Origin of the sequence: Pasteurella dagmatis (genome assembly GCF_900186835.1) — a bacterium.
In the GTDB taxonomy this organism is placed as follows: domain Bacteria; phylum Pseudomonadota; class Gammaproteobacteria; order Enterobacterales; family Pasteurellaceae; genus Pasteurella; species Pasteurella dagmatis.
In genome coordinates, this window is record NZ_LT906448.1 from 2176918 (window position 1) to 2203759 (window position 26842).

24 protein-coding genes are annotated in these 26842 nt (G+C 38.6%); 8 read left to right on the forward strand and 16 right to left on the reverse strand.

Annotation, left to right across the window (positions count from 1 at the left end; all coding sequences use genetic code 11):
- The first annotated feature begins 167 nt into the window (after positions 1 to 167).
- Complete coding sequence (gene ligA / locus CKV78_RS09970) at positions 168 to 2189, forward strand: NAD-dependent DNA ligase LigA (protein ID WP_005764815.1); 2022 nt, start codon at positions 168 to 170, stop codon at positions 2187 to 2189.
- Positions 2190 to 2284: 95 nt separating this feature from the next.
- Here ligA and nanA read toward each other — a convergent pair whose 3' ends face one another.
- From nanA to clpB, 14 genes are all read right to left on the reverse strand, one after another.
- The gene (gene nanA, locus CKV78_RS09975; RefSeq protein ID WP_005764817.1) at positions 2285 to 3166 is read right to left on the reverse strand and encodes an N-acetylneuraminate lyase; all 882 of its coding nucleotides are present in this window, start codon (positions 3164 to 3166) and stop codon (positions 2285 to 2287) included.
- Between the two features lie 20 nt (positions 3167 to 3186).
- A complete protein-coding gene (locus CKV78_RS09980; RefSeq protein WP_005764819.1) occupies positions 3187 to 4053 on the reverse strand; it encodes a MurR/RpiR family transcriptional regulator in 867 nt (288 codons plus the stop codon).
- A 27-nt stretch (positions 4054 to 4080) separates the two neighbouring features.
- Positions 4081 to 4548, reverse strand: coding sequence for an N-acetylneuraminate anomerase (nanQ, locus tag CKV78_RS09985; protein WP_005764821.1), 468 nt, complete (start codon positions 4546 to 4548; stop codon positions 4081 to 4083).
- Positions 4549 to 4557: 9 nt separating this feature from the next.
- On the reverse strand, positions 4558 to 5451 hold the full coding sequence (locus CKV78_RS09990; RefSeq protein ID WP_005764823.1) for an N-acetylmannosamine kinase: 894 nt from the start codon (positions 5449 to 5451) through the stop codon (positions 4558 to 4560).
- A gap of 8 nt (positions 5452 to 5459) precedes the next feature.
- A complete protein-coding gene (locus tag CKV78_RS09995; protein WP_005764825.1) occupies positions 5460 to 6149 on the reverse strand; it encodes an N-acetylmannosamine-6-phosphate 2-epimerase in 690 nt (229 codons plus the stop codon).
- A gap of 155 nt (positions 6150 to 6304) precedes the next feature.
- A complete protein-coding gene (locus tag CKV78_RS10000; RefSeq protein ID WP_005764827.1) occupies positions 6305 to 6898 on the reverse strand; it encodes an SGNH/GDSL hydrolase family protein in 594 nt (197 codons plus the stop codon).
- A 19-nt stretch (positions 6899 to 6917) separates the two neighbouring features.
- Positions 6918 to 8600 carry an FAD-binding protein gene (locus CKV78_RS10005; RefSeq protein ID WP_005764828.1) on the reverse strand — a complete coding sequence of 561 codons (1683 nt, stop codon included), beginning with the start codon at positions 8598 to 8600 and terminating at the stop codon, positions 6918 to 6920.
- Between the two features lie 55 nt (positions 8601 to 8655).
- A complete protein-coding gene (locus CKV78_RS10010; RefSeq protein ID WP_005764830.1) occupies positions 8656 to 9465 on the reverse strand; it encodes an ATP-binding cassette domain-containing protein in 810 nt (269 codons plus the stop codon).
- Positions 9466 to 9468: 3 nt separating this feature from the next.
- Positions 9469 to 11451, reverse strand: coding sequence for a dipeptide/oligopeptide/nickel ABC transporter permease/ATP-binding protein (locus CKV78_RS10015; RefSeq protein WP_005764832.1), 1983 nt, complete (start codon positions 11449 to 11451; stop codon positions 9469 to 9471).
- On the reverse strand, positions 11451 to 12404 hold the full coding sequence (locus CKV78_RS10020; RefSeq protein ID WP_032855652.1) for an ABC transporter permease: 954 nt from the start codon (positions 12402 to 12404) through the stop codon (positions 11451 to 11453). Before CKV78_RS10020 ends, CKV78_RS10015 begins: the two co-directional genes overlap by 1 nt.
- Positions 12405 to 12551: 147 nt before the next feature.
- Positions 12552 to 14162, reverse strand: coding sequence for an ABC transporter substrate-binding protein (locus CKV78_RS10025; protein ID WP_005764835.1), 1611 nt, complete (start codon positions 14160 to 14162; stop codon positions 12552 to 12554).
- Between the two features lie 875 nt (positions 14163 to 15037).
- Positions 15038 to 15766, reverse strand: a complete 729-nt coding sequence (locus CKV78_RS10030; RefSeq protein WP_032855653.1) for a cytochrome c biogenesis CcdA family protein — start codon at positions 15764 to 15766, stop codon at positions 15038 to 15040.
- 19 nt (positions 15767 to 15785) lie between these two features.
- Complete coding sequence (locus CKV78_RS10035; protein ID WP_005764841.1) at positions 15786 to 16160, reverse strand: thioredoxin family protein; 375 nt, start codon at positions 16158 to 16160, stop codon at positions 15786 to 15788.
- A gap of 155 nt (positions 16161 to 16315) precedes the next feature.
- On the reverse strand, positions 16316 to 18883 hold the full coding sequence (gene clpB / locus CKV78_RS10040; RefSeq protein ID WP_005764843.1) for an ATP-dependent chaperone ClpB: 2568 nt from the start codon (positions 18881 to 18883) through the stop codon (positions 16316 to 16318).
- 276 nt (positions 18884 to 19159) lie between these two features.
- Between clpB and dapF the strand changes: the two genes are divergently transcribed.
- The 4 genes from dapF (at position 19160) to CKV78_RS10060 (ending at position 22397) form a co-directional block, all read left to right on the forward strand.
- The gene (dapF, locus tag CKV78_RS10045; protein WP_032855654.1) at positions 19160 to 19984 is read left to right on the forward strand and encodes a diaminopimelate epimerase; all 825 of its coding nucleotides are present in this window, start codon (positions 19160 to 19162) and stop codon (positions 19982 to 19984) included.
- Positions 19985 to 20070: 86 nt separating this feature from the next.
- Positions 20071 to 20760, forward strand: a complete 690-nt coding sequence (locus CKV78_RS10050) for a DUF484 family protein (RefSeq protein WP_005764847.1) — start codon at positions 20071 to 20073, stop codon at positions 20758 to 20760.
- Between the two features lie 23 nt (positions 20761 to 20783).
- Complete coding sequence (gene xerC / locus CKV78_RS10055; RefSeq protein WP_005764848.1) at positions 20784 to 21674, forward strand: tyrosine recombinase XerC; 891 nt, start codon at positions 20784 to 20786, stop codon at positions 21672 to 21674.
- Between the two features lie 9 nt (positions 21675 to 21683).
- The gene (locus tag CKV78_RS10060; protein ID WP_005764849.1) at positions 21684 to 22397 is read left to right on the forward strand and encodes an HAD-IA family hydrolase; all 714 of its coding nucleotides are present in this window, start codon (positions 21684 to 21686) and stop codon (positions 22395 to 22397) included.
- A gap of 70 nt (positions 22398 to 22467) precedes the next feature.
- Here the strand turns inward: CKV78_RS10060 and folB are convergent, their stop codons facing one another.
- Positions 22468 to 22824 (reverse strand): dihydroneopterin aldolase, encoded by a 357-nt coding sequence (folB, locus tag CKV78_RS10065; protein WP_005764851.1) that lies wholly within the window; start codon positions 22822 to 22824, stop codon positions 22468 to 22470.
- 103 nt (positions 22825 to 22927) lie between these two features.
- On the opposite strand from folB, the gene plsY reads away from it, so the two are divergent.
- The gene (gene plsY / locus CKV78_RS10070; RefSeq protein WP_032855655.1) at positions 22928 to 23530 is read left to right on the forward strand and encodes a glycerol-3-phosphate 1-O-acyltransferase PlsY; all 603 of its coding nucleotides are present in this window, start codon (positions 22928 to 22930) and stop codon (positions 23528 to 23530) included.
- Between the two features lie 62 nt (positions 23531 to 23592).
- Here the strand turns inward: plsY and zipA are convergent, their stop codons facing one another.
- The gene (gene zipA, locus CKV78_RS10075) at positions 23593 to 24636 is read right to left on the reverse strand and encodes a cell division protein ZipA (RefSeq protein ID WP_005764855.1); all 1044 of its coding nucleotides are present in this window, start codon (positions 24634 to 24636) and stop codon (positions 23593 to 23595) included.
- Between the two features lie 139 nt (positions 24637 to 24775).
- Here zipA and cysZ point away from each other — a divergent pair, with 139 nt between their 5' ends.
- Together cysZ and cysK are read left to right on the forward strand one after the other, a co-directional pair.
- Positions 24776 to 25582, forward strand: coding sequence for a sulfate transporter CysZ (gene cysZ / locus CKV78_RS10080; protein ID WP_005764858.1), 807 nt, complete (start codon positions 24776 to 24778; stop codon positions 25580 to 25582).
- Positions 25583 to 25679: 97 nt separating this feature from the next.
- Positions 25680 to 26630, forward strand: a complete 951-nt coding sequence (gene cysK / locus CKV78_RS10085) for a cysteine synthase A (RefSeq protein ID WP_005764860.1) — start codon at positions 25680 to 25682, stop codon at positions 26628 to 26630.
- Positions 26631 to 26842: the final 212 nt, after the last annotated feature.

A 26842-nucleotide genomic window follows, 5' to 3' on the forward strand; every position in this document is an offset into this window, starting at 1 on the left:
TAAGATAGATTTTATTTTTTATAATAATATATATTTCTGAGTTGTTCTTTGATTGAAGTGATAAGTGTAAATCTTACTTTGATAGGCGTTAGTTAAAAAATATTGTAAAATTGACATCGATTTTAAACGATGAAACCTATTATGAAGATTTTAGATCAGGATATTATATGAGTGAGCCAATTCAATTCGAGATGGAACAATTACGCAAGACTTTACGTCGTTATGAATATCAATACCATGTGTTAGATAATCCAACAGTTCCTGATGCGGAGTATGACCGTTTGTTTCATCAATTGAAGAAACTAGAGCGAGAATACCCACAATTTATTACCGAAGACTCACCGACGCAACGTGTTGGAGCAAAGCCTTTATCTGGGTTTGCTCAAGTAACTCATGAAATTCCAATGCTATCATTAGATAACGTATTTTCTGATGATGAGTTCAAAGCTTTTGTGAAACGTATTCAAGATCGTTTATTGGTCTTACCTAAGCAGTTGACTTTTTGTTGTGAACCAAAACTTGATGGATTAGCTGTGAGTATTTTGTATGTCGATGGTAAACTTGTACAAGCAGCGACGCGTGGGGATGGTACAACGGGGGAAGATATTACCTCAAATATTCGTACTATTCGTAACATTCCATTGCAATTATTAATGGATAATCCGCCTGGACGCTTAGAAGTACGTGGTGAGGTCTTTATGCCACAAGCTGGGTTTGAGGCTCTTAATGAGCAAGCTCTCATTAAAGGCGAAAAAACGTTTGCTAATCCTCGTAATGCTGCAGCGGGTTCGTTACGCCAGCTTGATCCTAAAATCACAAGCCAGCGCCCTTTGGTATTAAATGCTTATAGTATTGGCATTGCGGAAGGTGTTGAATTACCAGTGACGCATTTTGAACGTTTACAATGGTTAAAGTCGATTGGTATTCCAGTTAATAATGAAATTCAGCTTTGTGATGGTATTGAAAATGTGCTGGATTTTTACCGCACTATTATGAAAAAACGCAGCGATTTAGGTTACGATATTGATGGAACAGTATTAAAAATCAATGAGATAGCGTTACAACAAGAACTTGGATTTATTTCAAAAGCACCACGCTGGGCAATTGCCTATAAATTCCCTGCCCAAGAAGAATTAACCGTGCTTAATGATGTGGAATTTCAGGTGGGCAGAACAGGCGCAATTACGCCTGTGGCAAAATTAGCCCCTGTGTTTGTAGCGGGGGTGACAGTAAGTAATGCGACTTTACATAATGGCGATGAAATTGCTCGCTTAGATGTTGCAATTGGTGATACCGTGATCATTCGTCGTGCGGGTGATGTGATCCCTCAAATTATAGGTGTTGTGCATGAAAAACGTCCTGCTGATGCTAAAAAGATTGAATTCCCATCAAATTGCCCAGTGTGTGATTCTATTATCGTGCGTATTGAAGGTGAGGCTGTTGCACGCTGTACAGGTGGTTTATTTTGTGCAGCACAACGGAAAGAAGCACTAAAACATTTTGTTTCTCGCAAAGCAATGGATATTGATGGCGTTGGTGCTAAACTTATCGAGCAATTAGTCGATCGTGAACAAATTCATACACCAGCAGATTTATTTAAGTTAGATCTGACTACATTAATGCGTTTAGAACGCATGGGACCAAAATCTGCACAAAATGCATTAGATAGTTTAGAAAAAGCGAAAAAAACGACGTTAGCTCGTTTTATTTTTGCCTTGGGTATTCGCGAAGTGGGTGAGGCGACTGCGTTGAACTTAGCAAATTATTTCAAAACATTAACCGCATTAAAAGAAGCAACTCTTGAACAATTACAGCAAGTTCAAGATGTTGGAGAAGTGGTTGCTAATCGTATTTTTGTATTCTGGCGTGAGCCACATAATGTTGAGGTTGTTGATGACCTATTAGCACAGGGTATTCATTGGGATGCGGTTGAGATTACAGAAGCAAATGACAATCCGTTTAAAGAGAAAACTATAGTTTTGACTGGTACTTTAACTCAAATGGGGCGGACAGAAGCGAAAGCATTATTGCAACGTTTAGGAGCTAAAGTGAGTGGTAGTGTATCGGCGAAAACAGATTTAGTGATAGCAGGTGAGAGCGCAGGATCTAAACTGACAAAAGCAAATGAGTTGAATGTACAAGTTATTGATGAGCAAACTTTCTTAGATTGGTCAGAACCTTATCGTTAAGTAAAAAGAAAACCGCTTAAATAAAAGTTTAAGCGGTTTTTTATATAGGAAATAACGTACTTTTTTATACTTAAGTGCGGTCAGTTTTTGACAAATTAAGAAAGGTATTTGGCTTTTAATTCTTTTGCGAAAGCCACTTTCTCTGGTGTTAATTCTTTTGTCATTGGTTCACGGCAATAGCCAGATTCAACACCATCAAGTTTTAATAACTCTTTAATTGTTAGGTATAAACCATTAGATAAAATACCTTCGATTAAATCGTTAGTGACATGTTGAATTTCAAGTGCTTCTTTTAACTTGCCTGCTTGTGTTAATTCAAAAATTTGACGTGCACGAACACCGTTTACATTAAAGGTACTGCCGATTGCACCATCGACACCTAAGGCTGCTGCAGGTAACATCATTTCATCGAAACCAGCCCAAATTAAGTGATTTGGATAAGCTTTTTTCAAGCGTTCTAATAGATAGAAATCACCCGCTGTAAATTTCACACCTAATACTTTAGGGTTTTTATAAAGCTCACCAAATTGTTCAACACCAATGTTTACACCTGTTAAGAATGGAATAGAGTAAACGATCATGTAGTTGCCCGTTGCTTCAATAATGCTATCGTAGTAGTGCTTGATTTCTGGAAAACTGAATTTGTAGTAGAAAGGTGTGACGGCGGATAGGCTATCATAGCCTAACTCTGTTGCGTATTTTCCTAATTCAATGGCTTCTTGTAAGTTAACACTACCTACTTGTGCAATTAATGCGATTTGATCTTTTGCTTCATCTTTTGCAATACGGAAGATTTCTTTTTTCTCTTCTGTTGAAAGCATAAAGTTTTCACCCGTACTACCACCAACATAAAGACCATCTACTTTCATTTTGTCGATATTATAACGAACGATTTCACGTAGGCCTTTTTCGTTTATTGAACCATCAGCGTTGAAAGAAACTAACAATGCACTGAAGATACCTTTTAAGTTTTTCATTGGATACTCCTGTAAATGTGTTATTTAACACGTTGTTCTAAAATGACATTAACTGTCTTTTGCTTCGTTTTAGTTGCTTTATCTTCAGTTGCTTGGACAATTAAAGTGTAAATCAAATCTAAGACAAAAAGCTGTGCGATTTTTGTTCCCATAGAATCACCTTGTAATTGCCCTTGACGATTTCCATTGATGAGTACATGGTCTGCAGCATGGGTGATTGGCGAACGTAGGTTATATGTAATGGCAACAGTTGTTGCCTCATTCTTTTTAGCAATATTGAGTGCTTGGATAACTTCTTTAGAGTAACCCGAATGACTAATACCAATAACGACATCGCCTTCCTGCATAAGAGCTGCTTGCATATACATAAAGTGATTATTAGATGTTGAGTCAACTTGTAAGCCTATTCGCATAAACTTATTTTTGGCATCTTCCGCAGTAATACCAGAAGATCCCACACCAAATAAGAAGATACGTTTTGCATTCATCATAATTTTGACGACTTTTTCTAACTCATTAAAATCTAATAAGTTGACAGTTTCTGCGATAACATTTGTTACCGCACTTTGTAATTTTGCAGCAATACTTCTTGGATCATCAGAAACAGAAATATCGGTATCAAGTAAAGAGTTGTATTGTTTTTCTTTTGTCGCTAATTCAATAGCGAGTTCTAATTTGAAGTCAGTGAATCCTCTAAATCCTAGGGTTCGGCAAAAACGGATAAATGTAGCCTCACCCACATCCAGGTGCTTTGCAATATCAGAAAGCGAAGATTGACTGAGTAGATCTGGTGATGCAAGAATCGTTGCTGCGATTCTTTTTTCTGTTTTGGTTAAGCTATCGTGTAGCGCCCCAATTGTATCTAAAATTTTTCCACTAACTAACATAAAAAGCTCCTTAAAAGTACGCTAGAATCACAACAATTCGACAGGTACTTTTACTACAAGTTTTTTCAGGCTAACGACCTCGTGATTGACATTACAACCTGGTTTATGTGGTTCATATGGTAAGAACACCGCAAACATATTTGGTTTCAGTGTTAATGTACTCTTATGCTCAATTTCTGGAGTGAGTTGATAATCGTCTTTTTCATCATACTCGGTGTAGTTCGTGAGTATTGGATAGACAACACTATATTCAATATTTTCTTGCCCAGAAATAAGCACTTGAACATCAATATATTTACGATGTAACTCAGCTTGTTTAGTTTCAGGTGCGGCAGTATCAAATGCCATCACATTCATATAGATTTGATCGGTAATATCGTGACGACCTGTTTCCAGTGAAAGTAAGTCTAATGTTTTCAAATGTTCACAAACATTGATAATGACTTTAGGGAGTCCCAATCTAAAGTCATCACGGGTTAAATCACCAATAAACATAATATTCTCCTATTTCAAACTTATCCCTTGCTGTAAACAATCGTTCACCCACCAAGCTGCACCAATTAATCCTGCATCTTGACCATAATGGGCTTGTTCAACTTGGCAATGATAAAAATGTGGCATTTCGTTTAAGTATTTTTTTACTAAAGGTAAGTAGCCCACGGCTAAACCAACGCTTCCGCCAACAACAACTTTTTGCACATCTAAACCAATCACTAAATCGGCAATCAAATTTGCAATGGCCTTTGCTGAGCGTTGAATAAGTGCGGTCGCTTTTTCATCATTTTTTCTAAATAGCTCAAAGGCTTCTTTTGGGCTACAAGGTGGATTCCATTGTTTAGAGACTGCTTCAATTGCACGTCCTGCTGCAACAGCCTCTACACAGCCTATTCGACCACAACCGCAAATAGGTCCATTTGGATCGGCAAGTGTATGCCCAATATGACCTGCGATGCCATTTGGTTCAGTCAGTAAACGACGATCTAAAATGATTCCTCCTCCAACACCTGTCGATACAGTGATAAAAACAAAATTTTGTACCGCACTTTTATCTTCATCTTTGTATTCAGCACAAGCGGCAGCTTGCACATCGTTTAGTAAACCTATTGGTTTATCTGTATGGCGAGCAATACTTTGTTTCAACGGAAACTCAGCCAATCCCCCCAAATTCTTTGGGTTAAGTGCAGTTAAAATACCGTTATTAATAATACCAGTTGAAGCCACCGCAACATAATCAAATTGTCCTTGATATTGTTGTAAGATCTGTGTAAGCGTATCATGCATTGCATTTACAGCATCTGTTTGTGGTGTTGATACTTGTTGGCGTTGCTCAATTTTTCCATCAACCACAAGGGCTGAGGCAATTTTAGTACCACCAATATCTAATGCTAAACAACGCATAACGCCTCCTATTTTTCCGCTTTTTTTACTGAGTCTACAAACCAGCTCACAATATGCTCTAAGCGAGTCAAAGCAGAGCCTACAGTAACAGAGTAAGCACCAATTTCAATTGCTACTTTGGCAAGTTCTGGAGTGTTATAACGACCTTCCGCCATGACTCGACAGCCTGCAGCTTTTAAATCTTTAACAAGTTGATAATCCGGTTCAGTTGGTATTTCACCTCCAGTATAACCAGACATCGTACTCCCAATAATTTCTACACCGAGCTTTTGGCAGTAAATACCTTCTTCAAAGTTAGAGCAGTCAGCCATTGCTAGACAGCCTAATTCTTTAATACGTTTTACCGTTTCTTCAATCGTGGTTGGGCGTACACGATTTGTACCATCAAAAGCAATAATATCCGCACCTGCTGCAGCGAGATCTTCGACATCTTTCAGGAATGGAGTAATACGCACGGGGCTATCTTTTAAATCACGTTTCACGATACCAATGATTGGTACATTCACAACTTTACGCACCGCTTTTAAGTTCTCAATTCCTTCAATACGCAATCCAGCGGCACCACCAATCACAGATGCTTGTGCCATTGCCGCAACGATTTCAGGTGAATCCATTGGCCCATTATCTACTGGTTGGCAAGAAGCAATTAACCCATATTTAATTTGTTCTAAAACTTGTTGGTGTGATAATTTTGACATATAAACTCCAGTCTAAAACTGATAATAGAAGATTGACTCCAATTGGCATAGATTAATCTTAGATTGAAAAAATAACAACTAAAATAATAAAAATTTGCGATCTATGTCGCATATTTGTGACCGAAAGAAACCTCTTATTTTATTTAGTAAAAAGACTATAAATTTTGCTCCAAAATACGTTGTAAAATTTGATAACCTTTTTGATTAAAATGTAACCCGTCAGTGCAGTAATTTGCATTTAAGTCACCCTTGTCATCGCAAAATTCAGTTTGGGTTGGAATATAAATCACATTTTCAGGACAATGGGATTTTAAGTAATGATTGAGTTCGTGAATTTGTCTATTTGTAACGGTACCTATGTTGTTGACAGGTGTTGCTTCAAGTAAATAGTAACGAGAGTGTGGTGCGATTTTTTGTAGTTTTGTTAATATTGTATTGAGCCATGCCATCACTTGTACAGGGGAATACTCTTTTTCTTTGCAGATGTCATTTACACCTAAAAATAAAAAGACGTATTGACCTAAATATTGAATACGATCTTGATTGACAACAACATCTAAATATTGTCTAGTGCTGACACCTGAGATCCCTAAATTAGCAACGCTTTTGCCTTTTAGTGTTGGTGTGCTTTGCAGTTGATCTGCCCACATATCAAATAGAGAGTGACCGATCAGGCTGACTTCGGCTGGTTTATTAAATTCACTACGCTTTTGTAAGTAGCGTTGAAAAATATCTTGGTCTGATAACATCGCGATTTTTCCTCAAACTTTATTCTGTTTCAGCCACCGCCAGTTTTTGAATCACAATTTCTGCATTGTGCAGACGTACACGTAAACGGTAAGTATCTGCGGCTTTTTGTGGAAAATCAGCGCGGTAATGTGCACCACGACTCTCTTCTCTAATTAACATACTGCGTACTAAAAGTTGCGCTGTTTTTAACGCATAATAGATTTCAATCCCTTGATATTTGGCTTGTTCCAATGGGTTAAATTGATGCTCTAAGTTGATGAGCTGCTCAAGCAGCTGTTTCAAATGTGTGCCCGTTCGATATACATTGGCAAATTTACTCATCACTAGGCGTAAATGACTAAGCACTTGGCTTGCGCTTAAAGCATTTTGAGACGTTTGATTATTGAGTTGGTTAAGTTGTGTTTCTGCTTGTTGAATAGCACTTTGTTCATCAAGAGAGAAGGAAAAGTGCGATCGATTTTCTGCAATTTTTTGAATCGCACGTTTAACAAATACTAAGCTACCTCCAACTGAGTTACCACCTAAGCGGTTTGCCCCCTCAATACAAGAAGAAATTTCTCCTACGGCAAAAAGCCCTTTCACTTGGCTTTGTGCATATTCATCGATCTCGATACCACCGTTACAACTGTGGGCGAATGGAGCGATAGACACTTTATCTCGTAATAAATCAATGTCCGCTTCATTTTTCAGCCAATCTAAATAGACTGTGTAAAATTCTTCTTTATCTTCATACAGCGCAGATGAATAGCGTAAATAAACACCTTCAGCATTTGGATTTGCCATTAAGTACTGCATCATTTTTAAATCAAATGTGACACAAGTGAAATCCACTGAGAAAGGTGCATAAGCACTGCGTTGACTCATCATTGCTTGGAAATCGTGAGTGCTGACTTCCTCAAAGAGAGAATTACCTTTTTCATCTTCCACTGCTGTACAATATTTTAGCGTATGTTCACCAAACAAGACTTTGTATTTTGGTTCAATGAAAGAAGGGATAAATTGGATATATTCTAAATTGGTTAACGTCGCCCCAGCTTGTAAGGCAATAAAATGGCTTGAGCCAATCACATCCGCAGGATAAAGATTATCTTTATATAACCCCGCAATCCCACCACTTGCCAAAATAATCTGTGATGTTTGGCAGAAAATATATTGTGGTTCACCTTGCGCATTTGCTTGCATAAACACTGCACCCTGTACCTGATTTTGGTCAGTGACAATATGTAGCAAAGTAGCTTGTTCAAAAATTTGTGTTTGTTGTTTTGCCAAAATCGCTTTTGCCCGTTTGGCAGCTTCTTTCCAATCTTTGATTAAGTAAATCGGGCGAGAATATTGTGCAAAACACGCGGGGCGATTATCTTGACGTTTCCAAGGTTGAAAGCCAATTTCTGCCAATAAATTGACCGCACTTGGTGACTCTTCAATATATGCTTTGACAATTTTAGGGTTATTCATTCCCTGTGCGGCAGCTTGAATATCTTGCATAAAGCGGGTTTTATCGCTTTCATCGCCAGTGACTTGAATCCCTAATGTTGCTTTTAAAGGGAAAAAGCTAGCACCCGTACCGATTTGTGTTTTTGTGATGAGAATGTGAGGGATTTGTTTTTTATGCGCCTCTACTGCGCAGCTTAATCCTGCAATGCCACCACCAACAATCAATAAATCTGTTTTAACAGTTTGGGTAATACGAAGAGTTATCATAGCTTGATTCCGAGAATTAACCGCTCTCGAAAGAGCGGTCAATTTTTGCTAAGTTTTAGAGTAGTGATGGAGCAGCGCCGAGTAGGCGTTTGGTGTAGTCGTGGCTAGGATTATCAAAGATTTCCTGCGTTGTGCCCGTTTCCATAATTTGACCACCATACATGACAACGATACGGTCTGATACTTGGCGTACAGTTTGGATATCGTGTGAGATGAAGACCATTGCAAGATTTAGTTCTTTTTTCAAATCTGCTAACAAGTTCAGCACTTGTGCACGTACCGATACGTCTAACGCTGATGTTGGCTCATCAGCTACGATCAATTTTGGATTTAACGCTAATGCACGAGCTATTGCCACACGTTGTTTTTGCCCACCGGATAAACGAGTCGGTTCAACAAGTGCAGCTGAACGTGGTAACCCCACACGAGAAAGTAACTCATACACACGATTTTCACGTTCTCTTGGTTGTAGTACGTTGTGAATATCCATTGGATCTTTCAAAATATCTAATACTCGCATTCTTGGGTTAAGTGCAGTTGCTGGGTCTTGGAAAATGACAGACACTTGTCGACCAAATTGTCGACGAGCCTCTGCACTACCATATTGCATTTTTAAGCCATTGAATTTTACATTGCCTGATGTTGGCTTTTGTAAACCGATGATCACGTTAGCTAAAGTGGATTTACCACAACCAGACTCCCCAACTAAGCCGATGGTTTCACCGGCTTTGATGCTGAGGTTCACGCCATTTAATGCGTTGATTTTTTTACGTCCAAATAATGAGCCATCTCTTGATGGGAATTGCACAACAATATCTTCTAAATCAATGATATTTTGTTCTTTAATAACTTTGATACTGCTCATACATTACACCTCTTTGCTCGTAGCAGCTTCAGGTTGTCCCACTAAGTGTGATGCCCAGAAATGTTTAGGATCGTCACCTACCGGTACAAGTTTCAATTTTTGTTTTGGATTTGCATCAGGTCGTAGTGAACGGCTTGCGAATCGGTCGCCATCTGCAAAATCATACGGTGAAGGTACACTACCAGGAATTTGATAGAGGCGTGTTGCACGTTCTTCAGTTGAAAGTACAGAACCTAATAAACCACGTGTGTATTCGTGAGTTGGGTTTGCAAGTAATGATGAAGTTGGTGCAGTTTCAACGACTTGACCTGCGTACATTACAGTGATGTGATGCGCAAGTTGTGCGACTAATGCAAGATCGTGGCTCACAAACACCATTGCAAAACCTAGTTTGTCACGTAATTCGTTAAGTAGTTTTACTACCTCAGCTTGTACTGTTACGTCAAGTGCGGTTGTTGGCTCATCAGCAATTAACAGTTTTGGCTCACGAGTTAATGCCATTGCGATAACAACACGTTGACGTTGACCACCTGAAAGTTCGTGTGGATAGCGGTTTAACACTTTGCTTGGATCAAGTTGTACCCACTCTAAGAGTTTTTCTGCAGTGTGTTTGCTTCCACGTTTAATTAGCTGTGCCATTTGGTCTTTAATACGCATTGATGGGTTTAATGCACTCAATGAGTCTTGATAAATCATTGCGATTTCAGTACCACGTAATGATGCAAGTTCAGTTGAATTTAACAAGTTATGTTGTTTTCCACTACGGTCGGTAAAGAGGATTTCACCTGTAATTCGCGCAGTTTTTGGTAGTAAGCCCATAATTGAGAATGCTGTAATGGATTTACCACAACCTGATTCACCTACTAAGCCCATTGTTTCCCCTTCATTTACAGTAAAGCTAATATTGTCCACTAATGGGATTTCACCATAGCGATTTGGGAAACGGATAGATAAGTTTTTCACTTGTAAAATTGGTTTTGCATTGGGATCTAACTGCATACGGTCTGTACGAGTAATTTCTTTTTCGTGCAATTTCAACAAATAGCGTTTTAATGCAAGACTTTCTGCCATTGCTTCTTGTACGTCTGTGCTTAAGCGTTCTTCAGGTTTAGATTTGCCTTGTTTACTGTTTTTTAAACGTGGGTTGACTAACGCATCAGTTAGACCTTCCGCTAAGATATTTAATGCAAGTACTGTTAAGAGAATCATTAAACCTGCAAAGGTTGTTGCCCACCATGCACCGTTTAATACGATGTTACGACCTTCAGATAACACGTTACCCCAAGATGGATTTGGTGGCTGAACACCGGCGCCTAAGAAAGAGAGCGATGCTTCAAGTACGATGGCATCGGCAACCATTACTGTTGCGAATACTAATACTGGTGCAGCAGTGTTACGAACAACGTGTTTGAGTAGGATATAAGTGCGACTACCACCGATAACACGCTCTGCACGTACATAGTCCTCATCCCATTGAGAAACTACGTTTGCACGCACCACACGCGCTAATTGCGGTGTATAAACCACTGCGATAGCGATGATGATAACTGGAACAGTATTACCAAATGTTGCAAGTAAAATTGCAGCTAATGCGATACCAGGGAATGCCATTAAGATATCCATTAAACGCATAATGATTTCATTACCCCATTTGTCAGCCGTTGCTGCTGTTGCACCAAGGATACTACCTAAAAAGATTGCAAAAGCGACCGCACCTAGACCAATGAATAATGAGGTTTTCGCACCGTAGATAATACGAGAAAAAATATCACGCCCTAAACGGTCAGTACCGAATAAGAATTCGCCACTTGGTGGACGCATACGTGCGATGATTTCTAATGGATCGTGAGTTGCGATTACTGGTGCAAAGATCGCTACTAACGAAACAAATACTAAGAAAATTAACGCAATTTTTGATGCCCCTGAAAGAGCTTGGAATCTTGCACCACTTGCAGCTAAGCGCTGCGCCAAACCTTGTCGAAACATTATAGACTCCGAATTTTAGGGTTAATCAATAAGTAAAGAATATCTACAATGATGTTTACCATCACGAATGTGAATGCGATAGTCAGTACCACCCCTTGTACTAAGTGTAAGTCGTGGTTAACGATACCGTTGAAGATTAATTTCCCCATTCCCGGCAAGTCGAAAATTTGTTCAATAACGACCGCACCACCAAGTAAGTAACCTACACGTAAACCTAATACTGTTACTGGTGTAATTAATGCATTACGTAATACGTTGTGACGGATTACTGTTGCATAAGGTACGCCATTACCGATGGCCGTACGTACATAGTCTTTGTCCATTTCTTCAACCATTGTGGTACGTACAACTCGAATTAATGAAGCACACACAGGAATAGCTAATGCAAGTGACGGCAGGATCATTGATTGAACATAACCAGAGGGGCTTTCACTGAAAGGTACATAACCTCCTGATGGCAAAATATCTAGTTCTAATGAGAACCATTGAATTAATAAGATACCTAGCCAGAATGATGGTGTTGCAACCGCGGCAACAGAAAGTAAACGGATCACTTGGTCAACCCAGCGGTCACGATAAAGTGCGGCTAATACACCTAAAGAGAAAGAAACAATCGCAGCAAAAATAACACCGATAAAGGTAAGTTGTAATGTGATTGGGAATGCTTTACTGATCATTTCCCCAATAGGTAATTCTGGTGGCATTGTCACACCAAAATCGAGCATCAGTAAGTTGCCTAAAAAGCGGAAATATTGAACGATAATTGGATCATTCAAACCATGACTTTCACGATAAAGCTCTTTTGCCGCTTCGCTTGCACTTTCACCTAATGCGATAGTTGCTGGATCGCCGGGTGTAAATTGAAGGACAATGAAGACAAGAGCTGTAACACCCAAGATCATAACGGGTAGTGCCATTAAACGGCGGAACAACAATCGAAGTATAATTTCCATTTGATTCTCCAACGACTTGATGAAGAGTTAAGTCGAAAGGTTTTGTAACGGTAGGTCTAAGATGTTAAACGTTATTATTTAAACCTTTGTTTTTATCTCCCCCTTACAGAAGAAGTAAGGGGAAGTACCACATTTCTCTATTGAGAATTATTTACGACCAACGCCTAAGAATGATACACCAGTTGTTGGTAATGGTTGGTAGTTCTCAAGTGCGTTGCTATCCCAAGCTGAAGGAAGTTTACGGTGAACGATTGGGTAAAGAGGAACGTTTTCAGCAATGATATCAATTGCTTTATTCCAAGCCATTTGTGCTTCACCTGCATCTTTCGCTTTGGCTGCCACATCAAGTAATTCTTGAATTTGTTTAAATTCAGCACTTTCACTCCAGCGGAAACGTCTTTTCGGCCATACATCACCACGGTACCACCAGCTTAATAATAAGTCTAAGTCATTACCGAATACTGATGGGTCGCCCGGTGCAATAACTACTTTGTAGTTACCTTTATCAACGTGATTATTATAAAGCGCACCAGATTGTAAGTGTTGTAATGTTACTTTAACACCAGGAATCTTGTTCCAAGATTCTAAAATGATTGGCGCAGATTCTTTCACCCAGTCGTGGTCAGTTGCTAATAGTTCGAAGTTTAATTCTTTAACGCCAGCTTCTTTTAATAGCGCTTCTGCTTTTTTCACATCATAATCATATTGAGTTGATGCTTTGTGATAGTTAGGGTGGGTTTCTTGTACATAAGAAGTCGCTGCTCTGGCATTACCATCGAATACGATATCGATTAATTTTTCAGTATTTAAACCGAAGTGTAATGCTTGACGAACTTTAGGATTGTTGAATGGCGCTTGTTCGCAGTTGAACATTAAGAATAACAAGCCGAAAGATTGCACTGATTCAACAGTTTGCTTTTTCGCTTTTAAGCGAGCAACGTCGATATATGGTACGCTTTCCATTGCTTGAGTACGTTTAGATTCTTGTGCAGTAACACGTGCCGCAGCATCAGAGAGTAAGAACCAAGACATTTTTTCAACTTGTGCTGGGTATGGGCCGTTATATTTATCAAATGCTTCAAATACGATCTTGTCATCTTTAACCGCAGAAACAAATTTGAATGGACCTGAACCCACTGGGCTTGCGTCAAATGCAGATTGACCCATTTTCTCAACGATATGTTTAGGAACGATTTTCACGATTGTTAAACGTTGAGTGAATAATGCGAATGGATATTTAAGTTTGAATTCAATCGTTTTGTTGTCTAGTGCTTTCACTTTATCAATGAACGGTACGAACATTGCGAATAATGATTTAGTTTTTGGATCCATTACACGTTCAAATGAGAAAACAACATCTTCAGCAGTTACTGGTGAACCATCGTGGAATACTGCGCCATCACGTAAAGTGATTTTCCAAGTAGTCTCATCAATTTGCTCTGGTTCTTTTGCTGCAAGTGCTAAGTAAGGTTTACGTGTTGCAGGATGTAAATCGACTAAGCCTTCAAAAATGTGTAAGTTAGCCGCCATTGAAGATGCACCAGTGGTGATCATTGGGTCAAAACCTGTTGAAAGTGGGTATGCAATACCAACTTCGATTGATTTGCCTGCTGCTGTAGCAAGTGCGTTTGGAGTAAATGTACCAAGAGAACCGCTAAACGCTAAACCCGCACCGATACCTGCTACAATTTTCATAAAATGGCGACGAGATTCATTGCTCAATTTGTTGACATCGTTTGTAAGGATGTGTTTTGTCATATTAAACTCCTAATGTTTCATACGATATATTATTTTCAGCTACAACATCAGCTGTTGATAATGGCTTATTTAAAGGCTTTGCATTAAAAATGAAGTGAAGCTATCAAAATTAAAACAAAAATGATTTATTCATATCGTAACGTCTGCATAATATGAGGTCAATAGAACAACTAAGCGAGAATTCACATTTGTGATCGATATCACAACAGTTTAATAAAAATAGTCTCTTATAGCGGCTTCTTTCCCTGTATTGCTCAGTTATAACAGAAAAAATCACATGTTATAGCATAGCACAACATTTTGAAAATATTGTAAAAAGAGAAAGTTTGATGAAAAGATTGCCATTATCTTATTTCATAAAGAATCACAACTTTTATTCAAATGTAGGCAATTTATCTCACAAATTAACATATAAAAATTAGGTAATATTTAAAAATAGCTTTTAATATCTTTTGTATACTTATGTAAGCTTTTAAATTAAATCTTAGAAAAGAAATGTAAAAGTAATCTCTATTACTTTTCGTGAAATATATTTTGGTAGATAATAACGCTCAACAAAGCTATTTGGGTTTTCTTAATAAGAGCCTTGATTAGTTTGTTGTTTAGGAATTCTATGATTATTTAGTCAATTTTTTAAAAGATATATGAATGCATCGTTAGATTACCATTATTTATATCTTTTTATTGTATAGTCTTATTATGAGAATAAGTTGTACAGTCATCATAAGACGAATTTGGGAAGTTGGTGATAAGTATGTCACCGTTTTGATTCTACATATTTTAAGTTTTTTATTACATTGATGAAAAAAGCACTCAATATATTTTGAGTGCTTTTTTTATATGTGTTTTTAATTAATAAAGTGCGTTAATTTTTATCAAAATTTAGTCGTTAAATCAGTCAGCCATTCTGGACTTAGTTGGACTAACCAAATTTCAATTTGTTTATCAAAACCAGTTAAGACTAATAATCCAACAATTAATAAACTCCAGCCCATAACTTTACGTCCTTTTTGTCCAGCATCAGCTAATTTCTCACGTTTTTCTCGGAAGAATTGGCGAGACAATAATCCAATCGTAATTAATGGGATGACCGCTCCTAAACTGAAAATCACCATCACTAATGCAACGCTTGCTAATGCTTCACCTTGGCTTGCTAGTGCAATTGCTGCACCTAAAGTTGGACCGATACAAGGAGCCCAAACGATACCAAGCAATAAGCCTACGAAAAATTGCCCAGTTGCTGATTCTGGATTAAATCCACTTAACCAAGCTTCGCCTTTACCTGAAATTGCCGATGTATATCGACTGAAAATCTCTTGTAGATGTGAGCTAAGCAACCAGAACGCTACAAGTAGCATCAAGATTGCTGCTGCATAGCGTAAATATTCACTATTTAAGCCTAAAGCCAAGCCAATCGAGGCAATGACTGTTCCTACGAAAGTGAAGGAAATTGCCATACCCAAAGCTAGCGTAAATAAGCCAATTTTACGTTTTGCCATAGCAGAAGAGGCGACGATAGGTAAGATTGGTAAGACACAAGGGGATAGGGTAGTGAGCAATCCTGCCAATAAACTTAATCCTAAAACTGTGATATTAATGTCCATATTATTCCCTGTTTATTTGTTATGGTAATGTGATGAAACGGCGTAACCCATCTTCGCTTGTTTCTGCAATACTACGGCGAACTTCTTTACCCTCGTTAAATAGAATTAAAGTACTTTGGCGTGTAACTTTGAAGTTTTTTAATACCTCTTTTTGCTCGTCATAATCTACTTTAAATACGGTGTACTCTTTAAATTTTTCTTCTTTTAACATTGGCTCAAGTACTCTTAATTGGCGTTTGCAAGTTGGGCACCAATCAGCATAAACATCGATTAAAACAGGTTTATGGGTTTTTATAGCAGAATCAAATGCAGCTTGTTCAAAGGGTTTAAAGTCAACAGCAAAAGCTTGAAATGATATAAATAAAGTTGCAAGGAATACTAAAATTTTTTTCATAAAATCCTCCTAAAGCGTGTCAAAAAATTGATGATTATTGCGATTAATTTAGACGAAAGATTATACAAATTATTACAGAAAATTTAATCAAAATGACCGCACTTTATAAAAAAGCCCAATACATAAGTATTGGGCTTGATGGTTAAGAACGTTATTTATTGATTAGCAACCACTTTTCCATCTATATAATCAATAGTGACTAATTGATTAGGAAGTAATTTACCAGATAGAATTTGCTGTGCTAGTGGGTTTTCAATTTCTTGTTGAATTGCGCGTTTCAATGGTCTCGCACCATAAATTGGGTCATAGCCCACCTCACCGATAAAATCTAAGCACGCATCAGTAAAGTGTAATTGGTAACCGTGACTTTCCATACGTTTGATTAAACGTTGTAACTGGATAGTTGCAATAGCACGAATATTTTCTTTACCTAATGGATGAAATACTACTGTTTCATCAATTCGGTTGATAAATTCTGGGCGGAAATGTTGTCCTACCACAGACATCACTAGTGCTTTCATACTATCGTAATCCGCTTCTTTGTTTTCTTGGATTAAATGTGAGCCTAAGTTAGAAGTCATAATTACAACGGTATTGCGGAAGTCTACTGTGCGACCTTGACCATCAGTTAAACGTCCATCATCTAACACTTGTAATAAAATATTGAACACATCGTGGTGTGCTTTTTCTACTTCATCAAGCAAAATCACCGAGTATGGGCGACGGCGTACAGCCTCTGTTAAATAACCACCTTCTTCATAGCCAACATAACCCGGAGGTGCGCCGACTAAGCGAGACACGCTATGTTTTTCCATAAACTCTGACATATCAATACGTACCATTGCGTTCTCATCGTCAAATAAGAAGTTTGCCAAGGTTTTGCATAATTCCGTTTTACCTACACCAGTTGGTCCTAAGAATAAGAAAGAACCGATCGGACGGTTAGGATCTGATAACCCTGCTCGACTACGGCGAATAGCATTCGCTACCGCTTCAATTGCTTCATGTTGACCAATCACTCGTTTATGTAACTCGTCCTCCATACGTAATAATTTTTCTTTCTCACCTTCCATCATTTTTGCGACAGGGATGCCAGTTGCGCGAGAAAGCACTTCTGCGATTTCTTCATCGGTGACGCGATGGCGGAGTAAGGTCATTTCTTTGCCTTCTGCTGATTCTGCTTGGGCTAATTGTTTTTCCAAAGTCGGAATAACACCATATTGCAACTCAGACATTTTAGCAAAATCGCTAGCACGTCGAGCTTGCTCCATTTGGGTTTTTGCATTGTCTAATTCTGCTTTAATATGTTGTGTACCAGAAAGTGCGGCTTTTTCTGCTTTCCAAACATCTTCTAGTTCAGCATATTCACGCTCTTTTTCGCCCAATTCTTTTTCAAGCATTTCTAAACGCTTACGGCTTGCATCATCGTCTTCTTTTTGTAACGCTTGTTGCTCCAATTTTAATTGGATAATACGGCGTTCTAAACGATCCAATGGCTGTGGTTTTGAGTCAATTTCCATACGAATACTTGATGCGGCTTCGTCTATCAAGTCAATGGCTTTATCTGGCAATTGGCGATCGGAAATATAACGGTGCGAAAGTGTTGCTGCTGCCACGATTGCTGGGTCAGTAATTTGTACGTGGTGGTGGATCTCATAACGTTCTTTCAAACCACGCAAGATCGCAATAGTATCTTCCACTGTTGGTTCACCAACGAACACTTTTTGGAAACGACGCTCAAGTGCGGCATCTTTTTCGATATATTGACGATATTCATCTAAAGTTGTCGCACCAACACAATGCAATTCCCCACGTGCTAAACTCGGTTTGAGTAAATTTCCAGCATCCATTGCTCCATCAGTTTTACCCGCACCGACCATTGTGTGAATTTCGTCGATGAATAAAATCACACGACCTTCTTCTTTTGCAAGTTCATTTAAAACTGCTTTTAAGCGCTCTTCAAATTCACCTCTATATTTCGCACCGGCAATTAATGCCCCCATATCTAAAGAAAGTACACGCTTGTTTTTTAAGCCTTCAGGTACTTCTCCATTTACAATACGTTGTGCTAAACCTTCGACAATCGCTGTTTTACCTACACCCGGCTCACCGATTAATACAGGGTTGTTTTTAGTTCGGCGTTGTAACACTTGAATAGCACGGCGGATTTCTTCATCACGTCCAATCACAGGGTCAAGCTTACCGCTTTCTGCGCGAGCTGTTAAATCAATGGTATATTTATCTAACGCTTGGCGGTTTTCTTCTGCATTTTGATCGTTCACATTTTGCCCGCCACGCACTTTATCGATAGCTTGTTGTAAATTTTCTTTTTTTACACCGCTCTTTTTAAATATCTCACCGAGGGTTTTGTCTTCAAATCCCGCTAATAAGAATAATTCAGATGAAATAAATTTATCTTGGCGTTGCTGTGCTAATTTGTCACACAGATTTAATGTGTTGACTAAGCTGTTTGACACTTGCACATTACCACCATTGCCAGATACTTGTGGTAACTTGTTTAAAGCGACTTGTAATTCATTGCGTAATACAGATAAGTTCGCGCCACTTGTGGTTAAAATGGGAGCGATTGAACCGTCTTGCTGATTTAATAATGCACTTAGTAAATGGACAGGTTCGATAAATTGATTGTCTTTGCCAATAGCTAAAGATTGTGCTTCAGCAATTGCCTGTTGAAATTTTGTCGTAAATTTTTCGATATTCATATTTGCTCTCCTATATATTCAATTTGATTAGGGACTGGCAAAATATCCCCTCGAATTACAAGGGTTAAATAAGCCCCTTTTTGGTATTTTCAAGAGCGATCTCGCGATATATTTATATCAGTACCAATGAGCCCCAAAATTTTCAATGAGTTAGCGTGAAGAAAGTGCGGTTATTTTTTATAAGTTTTTGTGAGAACTATCACGCTCTAGCGATTTACTGATTTTTCTTGCCTGTTATAATGCCATTCATTCAGTGTTTTTATGAAAGGACAGGAAATGCAGTTTTCCAAAATGCACGGTTTAGGTAATGATTTTGTGGTGGTGGATGCTATTACGCAAAACCTTTATTTTTCACCAGAAACAATCAAGCGTCTTGCAGATCGGCATCGAGGCATTGGTTTTGATCAAATGTTAGTAGTTGAACCACCTTACGATCCCGATCAGGATTTTCATTATCGCATTTTCAATGCTGACGGTAGCGAAGTGGCTCAATGTGGCAACGGAGCACGTTGTTTTGCTCGTTTTGTGACTTTAAAAGGGCTGACTGATAAGAAAGAGATTACAGTCAGTACACAAATAGGCAAGATGATATTGAATGTGCTTGAAAATGAAAAAGTACAGGTGAATATGGGGGAACCAATTTGGGAACCTGCCAAAATTCCATTTGTAGCGAATAAATTTGAAAAAAATTACATTCTACGAACTGATATTCAGACTGTACTTTGTGGTGTGGTTTCAATGGGTAACCCACATTGTGTGGTGCAAGTGGATGATATTAAAACAGCCAATGTTGAACAACTAGGTCCATTACTTGAGAGCCATGAGCGTTTTCCAGAGCGTGTGAATGCGGGTTTTATGCAAGTAATTAACCGCCGTCATATTAAATTACGTGTTTATGAACGTGGTGCAGGAGAAACCCAAGCTTGTGGAAGTGGTGCTTGTGCGGCAGTCGCGGTGGGCATTATGCAAGGGTTATTGGATAGCAAAGTGCAAGTTGATTTACCAGGGGGGAGTTTAACGATTGAATGGGAAGGTGTTGGTAAGCCGTTGTTTATGACGGGGGAGGCGACACATGTGTATGACGGCGTTATAAGGTTATAGTTTTCTGTGACTTTGCTTTGTATCAGCAAAGTCAGCCACTCTGCTGACAGTAAAATCAAGAAATGAAAAACAGGTGAATAGAAACTATGCAAAATTTAACCCACGATCAGATAACAGATTATCTCACGCAACATCCTAATTTTTTTCTTGATCATCCAGAACTGCTTGATTATCTGAACCTTCATTATTCGCAAGAAAATACGCTTTCTCTTGTTGAATTACAGCTTGAACGCCAACGCCACCGCATCAAAGAACTTGAAGCAGAATTAGAAAAATTCACTCAACTTGCGATTCAAAACAGCGATATTTTTCTTGGCTTGTTGCCTTTACAGCAACAGCTTTCACAAGCACATAATCTTGCCGAAGGGATTCAGAAATTAGATCAATGGGTGAAAAGATTTGAGTTACAACAAGCCAAAATTTTATTGTTTACTGATGAATGGGAAAAACGCACAAGTTTAAGTGATGAAGTATGGTTAGATCGCAAAGCCTTTGAAATTGTGCGTTTAGAACGTTTTGGTTTACGCCGTTTTTATCTTGGGCAGATGACACATAAAGAAAAAACGATGTTGTTTTTACCTGAGGAATTTCCGATTGGATCTGTGGCTTGTTGCCTGCTTGGTGGCAAAACAGGGCAAAAGCCGACCGCACTTTTATTGTTTTCTGCTCGTGATGAGCGACATTTTCATAATGGGCAAGATACCGAATTTTTGAAACATTTAGTGGATATTGTGGAGCTACATTTAGGGCGTTGGGTTGATAATTTTAAACGATAGTGCGAAGAAGGATAGCAATCAGAATGCAAACACTACTTGAGAAATATTGGAATTATCTGCGTATTGAACGGCAAGTGAGCCCACATACGTTGAGTAATTATCAACGCCAACTTAATCGCATTGTGCAAATTCTCAATGAAAATGGCATGACTTCTTGGCAGGAGGTGACGCCAAGTGTGGTGCGTTTTATTCTGGCTGAGAGCAGTAAAACTGATAAATTGCACGAAAAAAGTTTGGCGTTGCGTTTGTCTGCATTGCGCCGTTTTTTAACTTATTTAGTCCAGCAAGATGAGCTGAAAGTGAATGCTGCGACAGGCATTTCAGCGCCAAAACAAGGCCGCCATTTACCTAAAAATATCGATGCGGAACAAGTACAAAAACTATTATCCAATGACAGCAAAGAACCTATCGATATTCGTGATCGAGCGATTTTGGAATTGCTTTATAGCTCGGGATTGCGTTTATCGGAATTACAAGGGCTTAACTTAAATAGTATTAATACGCGGGTGCGTGAAGTACGTGTGATTGGTAAAGGGAATAAAGAGCGAATTGTGCCTTTTGGACGTTATGCCTCGCACGCCATTCAACAGTGGCTCAAAGTGCGGTTGCTTTTTAATCCAAAAGATGATGCTCTGTTTGTGAGTCAACTTGGTAATCGCTTAACCCATCGTACCATTCAAAAACGCCTTGAAGTCTGGGGCATTAAACAAGGTTTAAACAGTCATTTGAATCCCCACAAATTACGCCATTCTTTTGCAACTCATATGCTTGAGGCAAGTTCGGATCTGCGTGCTGTGCAAGAGCTATTGGGACATAGCAATTTATCCACTACACAAATTTATACTCATTTAAACTTTCAACATTTAGCAGATGTTTATGATTCTGCCCACCCACGTGCAAAGCGTAAAAAATAGGAAAACGGAATGAAATTTTACCGCACTTTACAGTCTTTTAAACTGATCAGCTTTGATTTGGACGATACACTTTATGACAACACTGAAGTTATCCGCTTGGCAGAACAGCATTTCCTTGCTCAATTAAAACAAGAGAGCCAACTCCACGATCTCACTGCTGATATTTGGTGTGATTGGAAAAATAAAGTGGCGGAGCAAAATCCGATTTTGAGTGAAGATGTCGTGGAGTGGCGCATAGAGGGCATGCGACAGCTTTTGGCTCATCATCAAAAAAGTGCGGTCGAAATTACACGAATTTTGCAATCTGTGATGGATATATTTGTGGAATGGCGTCACAAAATTGATGTGCCAAACCAAAGCCAGCAAGTGTTGAATGCGTTAAAAGCAAAATATCCACTGGTGGCGATTACTAACGGCAACGTTGAACCACAACGCATTGGCTTGCCACAGTTTGATTTAGTTTTACGAGGTGGTGAACAGGGCAGAGCAAAACCCCACCAAGATTTATTTCATCAAACAGCGCAGCGATTTGGCGTACAACCACAAGAGATTTTACACGTAGGAGATAATTTAATTACCGATGTGCAAGGTGCGCTTCAAGCCAATTGCCAAGCGGTCTGGATTAATTTATCAGGTAAAACCTTACGTGATTTTCCTGAAGCTACACTAATGCCAACCCTAGAAATTACGGATTTGAAACAGTTATTAACGTTGGCAAAGTAATTTAAGTGATATTGTATTTTTAATAAGTAAGGCGCTATATTTTAGCGCCTTTTGTTTGATTTTTTCGTAATTAGAAACTACCACGAGTCACAAGAATACCCACGTTTTTAGCTTGTGCAACAGCTTTTGGTTTGCTGAGTTTTAAGCGTAATGCTTGAATGCCAAAACGTTGTTGTAATTGATCTGCTACTTCATAGGCGACACGTTCAATGAGTAAAAAGGGTTTTGATTGAACATAATCAATAATGAATTCGCTCACTTCCGCATAGTTTAAACAATATTGCACATCGTCAGTTTCAGCGGCTTTGCTGCTATCCCACGCCATTTCAATATCAAACACCAATTTTTGTTTAATTTGTTGTTCCCAGTCATAAACACCAATTTGAGCGAAAACGGTCAGCTCTTCAATAAAAATGTGATCAATCATTCATTTATTCCTTCTCATCTGAAATTTCATTAGGCTTATGCTATCAACTTTATGTACAATAGACGAACATATTTTCGATCCCTGCCACCTCAAAGGACAAAAAATGAGCCTATTTGCGATTTTCTATATGTTCCTTGCCTATTTACTAGGTTCTATTTCCAGTGCAATTTTATTATGTCGTTTAGCAGGTTTACCTGATCCAAGAACAACGGGATCGAATAACCCCGGTGCAACCAATGTGTTGCGTATTGGTGGACGTTGGGTAGCATTGGGCGTATTGATTTTCGATATGTTAAAAGGAATGTTGCCTGTTTGGCTAGGCTATTATTTGGGCTTAACGCACTTTGAATTAGGAATGGTGGCATTAGGGGCGTGCTTAGGACATATTTTCCCGATCTTTTTCAAATTCAAAGGTGGTAAAGGTGTCGCAACCGCATTTGGCGCAATTGCACCCATCTCGTGGGGCGTTGCTGGTTCAATGTTAGGCTCGTGGTTGTTGATTTTTTTAGTGAGTGGTTATTCATCATTAAGTGCGGTAGTAACTGCATTGCTAGTGCCATTTTATGTGTGGTGGTTTAAGCCAGAATTTACCTTCCCTGTCGCATTGGTATGTTGCTTGTTAATTTATCGTCATCACGACAATATCCAACGTTTATGGCGTGGGCAAGAAGACAAAGTTTGGAATAAATTTAAGAAAAAAGATTAAGGATAAATTGAATAAAAAAGACCGCACTTCGTGAAAGTGCGGTCTTTTTGTTTGTATTTTTATTATTTAACTCGGCTCAAATACGCTTGTTCACTCGCATCATCAAAGATTTCTTGCTTATCAGTAAGCACAAAACCGCCTAAGTCTTCTGCGATACTTTTTGCTGCTCGAATCATCATTCGCAAGTTCATTAAGTCGTTACCTTCAGAAGGTAGTTGCATAAAGAGAGCAATACCAATAGTACTGAAGTCATTCATATTATAGTCAAAGGTGCCGGGCTGCTGAATGTTTGCTACACTGAATAAAATCGGGCTGTTTACACTTAAATCCGAGTGACGGTGGTAAATATTGCGTTCACCAAATAAGAAACCAAGCTCATCTAAGATTTTTGCTAGTTTTTCCCCTTGGAATTGGTAATTTTCAGGCGCTACTACGTAAAGCATAATGAAAGGTGATTGTTCATCATTGTGTTGTTCTGATTTAGTGGCATTAGTTATGTTAACGGTGCTTACGTCAGGTTGTTTTTCTGATGCTTCTTCTATTGTTGGTATTTCTTTCAGCGAAGACAGCTGAATATCAGGCACTTGTTGAGCAAGTTCAGCTAATTGGCGGCGTAAGTCCTCTGAGTGAGTGTCAATGCCCATTTCTTGATTGGCGTAGTTTTCTACATCGGCGATAGTAGTAAATGCTGGAGATGAAGGGTGCAGCATCGGCTCAACTTGTGCTTGATAACTAGATTGTGCACTATTTGGTAAGCTGATTTTGATATTTTCTACCGCTTGTTCCACATTTTGTTGATTAGTATAAGGATCAAATTGCGGCTCTGTGGCTAGACTTTGTTGTACTGGTTCAGCATCGAAAGAAAATGTGTGTTGCTTGGGAGCTAACTCTTGTTGAGTTAACGTGGCTGTCTCAGAGACTGAAGGCGAAGGTGTTGGCGTATTACTCACTTGTGGAGGGGGCTCTCTTAAACGTGAATCACGAGTGAATGTGTTTGAGTTTTTAAAATATTGCGATTTTTCGCGACGATTTGCCCACAAACCGTGTGCAACTAAAACAACCAAGGCGATAATGCCTAAAATAATTAAAATTGTATTCAAATTCATTATCTATTCCTCCAGCCACAATAAATAGAATATAAGTGTCTTAAGCTTATCATATTTTGCTAAGGCGGTAAGCTTTAAAAATTGATTTTTTTTACCGCACTTTGTATGCTAGCGCTTTCTATTTGATAGGGTATTTATTATGCAGCAGTCAGAATTATATAAAGCATTTCATTATTTTATGATGGGGTGGCATTTAGTGACACAAAAAGGCTTACGCCGTTTTGTGATTATGCCAATTTTATTGAATATTGTGTTGTTGAGTGGATTATTTTGGTTGTTCATTAGCCAAGTTGATCGCCTGATCGATAGTATGATGAACTATGTACCAGATTGGTTAAGTTGGCTAAGTGCGATTTTATTGGTGCTTGCGATCTTAATGATCTTAGTCTTTTTCTATTTTATTTTTACCACTCTTTCAGGATTTATTGCCGCACCATTTAACGGTTTACTTTCTGAAAAAGTCGAGCGTATGTTAGCGGGAGAAAGCATTGAAGAGGGTGGAATGATGGATTTCATACGTGATATTCCACGAATGTTAGGGCGTGAATGGCAAAAGTTACTTTATAGCTTACCACGCATTATTCTTTTGTTTGTGCTAGGTTTTGTACCTTTAATCGGACAAACCATTATCCCCATAGTGGCTTTTCTCTTTAGTGCGTGGATGATGGCTATTCAATATTGTGACTATCCGTTTGATAACCACAAAGTGCCTTTTGGGGTAATGAAGCAGGAGCTTGCACAAAAGAGAAATTTAAGCGTTAGTTTTGGTGGTTTGGTGGCATTATGTACTTTTGTCCCTGTGGTCAATTTAGTTGTCATTCCAGTTGCAGTTTGTGGTGCGACTGCAATGTGGGTGGATAGCTATCGCGATCGTTTGAAGTTAGAGAAGAATAAGTCCACTTCCGATGTGATTATACAAGGGGCCGAGAATAAATTTATTAAATAACTTTTTGTTCTAAAATAGAATTAAATTTTATTTTTTAGATATAAAGAATTGTGTTAAATATTAAATGCATTTCGTTAAACTATTGTAAGGAACAAAAATGACAATTTATGCAGATAATTCTTATTCAATTGGAAACACGCCTTTAGTGCGTCTTAAACATTTTGGACAGAATGGCAATATTGTAGTGAAGGTGGAAGGACGTAACCCTAGTTTTAGCGTGAAATGCCGTATTGGGGCGAATATGGTTTGGCAAGCAGAGCAAGATGGTATTTTGACTGCTGGCAAGGAAATTGTGGATGCGACCAGCGGTAATACTGGAATTGCTTTGGCTTATGTGGCAGCCGCGCGTGGTTATAAAATCACCTTAACAATGCCAGAAACAATGAGTGCAGAGCGAAAACGTTTATTACGAGGTTTAGGGGTAAATCTTGTACTCACTGAAGGTGCGAAAGGAATGAAAGGCGCAATTGCAAAAGCGGAAGAGATTGTTGCTTCAAATCCCCAACACTATGTGATGTTAAAGCAATTTGAAAACCCAGCTAACCCTGCAATTCATCAACAAACAACAGGTCCAGAAATTTGGCGTGATACCGAAGGTAAAATTGATGTATTGGTTGCTGGTGTTGGTACAGGTGGAACGATTAGCGGTACTAGCCGTTATATCAAACAAGAACAAGGTAAAGCGATTATATCCGTGGCGGTTGAGCCTGCCGAGTCACCAGTGATTTCGCAAACTCTAATGGGTGAAGAGTTAAAACCTGCGCCACATAAAATCCAAGGTATCGGTGCGGGTTTTATTCCCAAAAATCTTGATTTAAGTTTAATTGATCGCGTAGAAACTGTCACCAGCGAGCTAGCTATTGAAACAGCTCGTCGTTTAATGGCTGAAGAAGGTATTTTAGCGGGAATTTCTTCTGGTGCAGCAGTAGCAGCCGCAGAGCGTTTAGCTCAATTACCAGAATTTAAAGATAAGCTTATTGTTGTTATCTTGCCTTCAGCAGCAGAGCGTTATTTAAGCACAGCACTATTTGAAGGTATTGAAGCTTAATTTATTTTCTTATGATTTAAAAGTGCGGTCAGAATTTATATTATTTTGACCGCACTTTTCTATGTTTTTATAAAACTCCTTGGTGACCTTACTTATTTGTTCATTTCCTTTTCTATCACTTTATTTTCATCTTCACTGGTATAGGATTTTTGATGATATATTGTTCTGATTAAGAAAAATCATTTTTTAATTTAAATGACATATTTTTTTGT

Bases quoted from the DNA above. Each gene is read 5' to 3' on its own strand.
- cysZ (WP_005764858.1), top strand. From the start codon at position 24,776: ATGCAGCAGTCAGAATTATATAAAGCATTTCATTATTTTATGATGGGG.
- CKV78_RS10030 (WP_032855653.1), bottom strand. From the start codon at position 15,766: ATGGACATTAATATCACAGTTTTAGGATTAAGTTTATTGGCAGGATTG.
- CKV78_RS09990 (WP_005764823.1), bottom strand. From the start codon at position 5,451: ATGCGTTGTTTAGCATTAGATATTGGTGGTACTAAAATTGCCTCAGCC.
- cysK (WP_005764860.1), top strand. From the start codon at position 25,680: ATGACAATTTATGCAGATAATTCTTATTCAATTGGAAACACGCCTTTA.
- CKV78_RS10005 (WP_005764828.1), bottom strand. From the start codon at position 8,600: ATGATAACTCTTCGTATTACCCAAACTGTTAAAACAGATTTATTGATT.
- CKV78_RS10010 (WP_005764830.1), bottom strand. From the start codon at position 9,465: ATGAGCAGTATCAAAGTTATTAAAGAACAAAATATCATTGATTTAGAA.
- ligA (WP_005764815.1), top strand. From the start codon at position 168: ATGAGTGAGCCAATTCAATTCGAGATGGAACAATTACGCAAGACTTTA.
- CKV78_RS10050 (WP_005764847.1), top strand. From the start codon at position 20,071: ATGCAAAATTTAACCCACGATCAGATAACAGATTATCTCACGCAACAT.
- plsY (WP_032855655.1), top strand. From the start codon at position 22,928: ATGAGCCTATTTGCGATTTTCTATATGTTCCTTGCCTATTTACTAGGT.
- CKV78_RS10015 (WP_005764832.1), bottom strand. From the start codon at position 11,451: ATGTTTCGACAAGGTTTGGCGCAGCGCTTAGCTGCAAGTGGTGCAAGA.
- nanA (WP_005764817.1), bottom strand. From the start codon at position 3,166: ATGAAAAACTTAAAAGGTATCTTCAGTGCATTGTTAGTTTCTTTCAAC.
- zipA (WP_005764855.1), bottom strand. From the start codon at position 24,636: ATGAATTTGAATACAATTTTAATTATTTTAGGCATTATCGCCTTGGTT.
- folB (WP_005764851.1), bottom strand. From the start codon at position 22,824: ATGATTGATCACATTTTTATTGAAGAGCTGACCGTTTTCGCTCAAATT.
- CKV78_RS10020 (WP_032855652.1), bottom strand. From the start codon at position 12,404: ATGGAAATTATACTTCGATTGTTGTTCCGCCGTTTAATGGCACTACCC.
- CKV78_RS10060 (WP_005764849.1), top strand. From the start codon at position 21,684: ATGAAATTTTACCGCACTTTACAGTCTTTTAAACTGATCAGCTTTGAT.
- dapF (WP_032855654.1), top strand. From the start codon at position 19,160: ATGCAGTTTTCCAAAATGCACGGTTTAGGTAATGATTTTGTGGTGGTG.
- CKV78_RS09995 (WP_005764825.1), bottom strand. From the start codon at position 6,149: ATGTCAAAATTATCACACCAACAAGTTTTAGAACAAATTAAATATGGG.
- clpB (WP_005764843.1), bottom strand. From the start codon at position 18,883: ATGAATATCGAAAAATTTACGACAAAATTTCAACAGGCAATTGCTGAA.
- CKV78_RS09980 (WP_005764819.1), bottom strand. From the start codon at position 4,053: ATGTTAGTTAGTGGAAAAATTTTAGATACAATTGGGGCGCTACACGAT.
- CKV78_RS10025 (WP_005764835.1), bottom strand. From the start codon at position 14,162: ATGACAAAACACATCCTTACAAACGATGTCAACAAATTGAGCAATGAA.
- CKV78_RS10000 (WP_005764827.1), bottom strand. From the start codon at position 6,898: ATGTTATCAGACCAAGATATTTTTCAACGCTACTTACAAAAGCGTAGT.
- xerC (WP_005764848.1), top strand. From the start codon at position 20,784: ATGCAAACACTACTTGAGAAATATTGGAATTATCTGCGTATTGAACGG.
- nanQ (WP_005764821.1), bottom strand. From the start codon at position 4,548: ATGTTTATTGGTGATTTAACCCGTGATGACTTTAGATTGGGACTCCCT.
- CKV78_RS10035 (WP_005764841.1), bottom strand. From the start codon at position 16,160: ATGAAAAAAATTTTAGTATTCCTTGCAACTTTATTTATATCATTTCAA.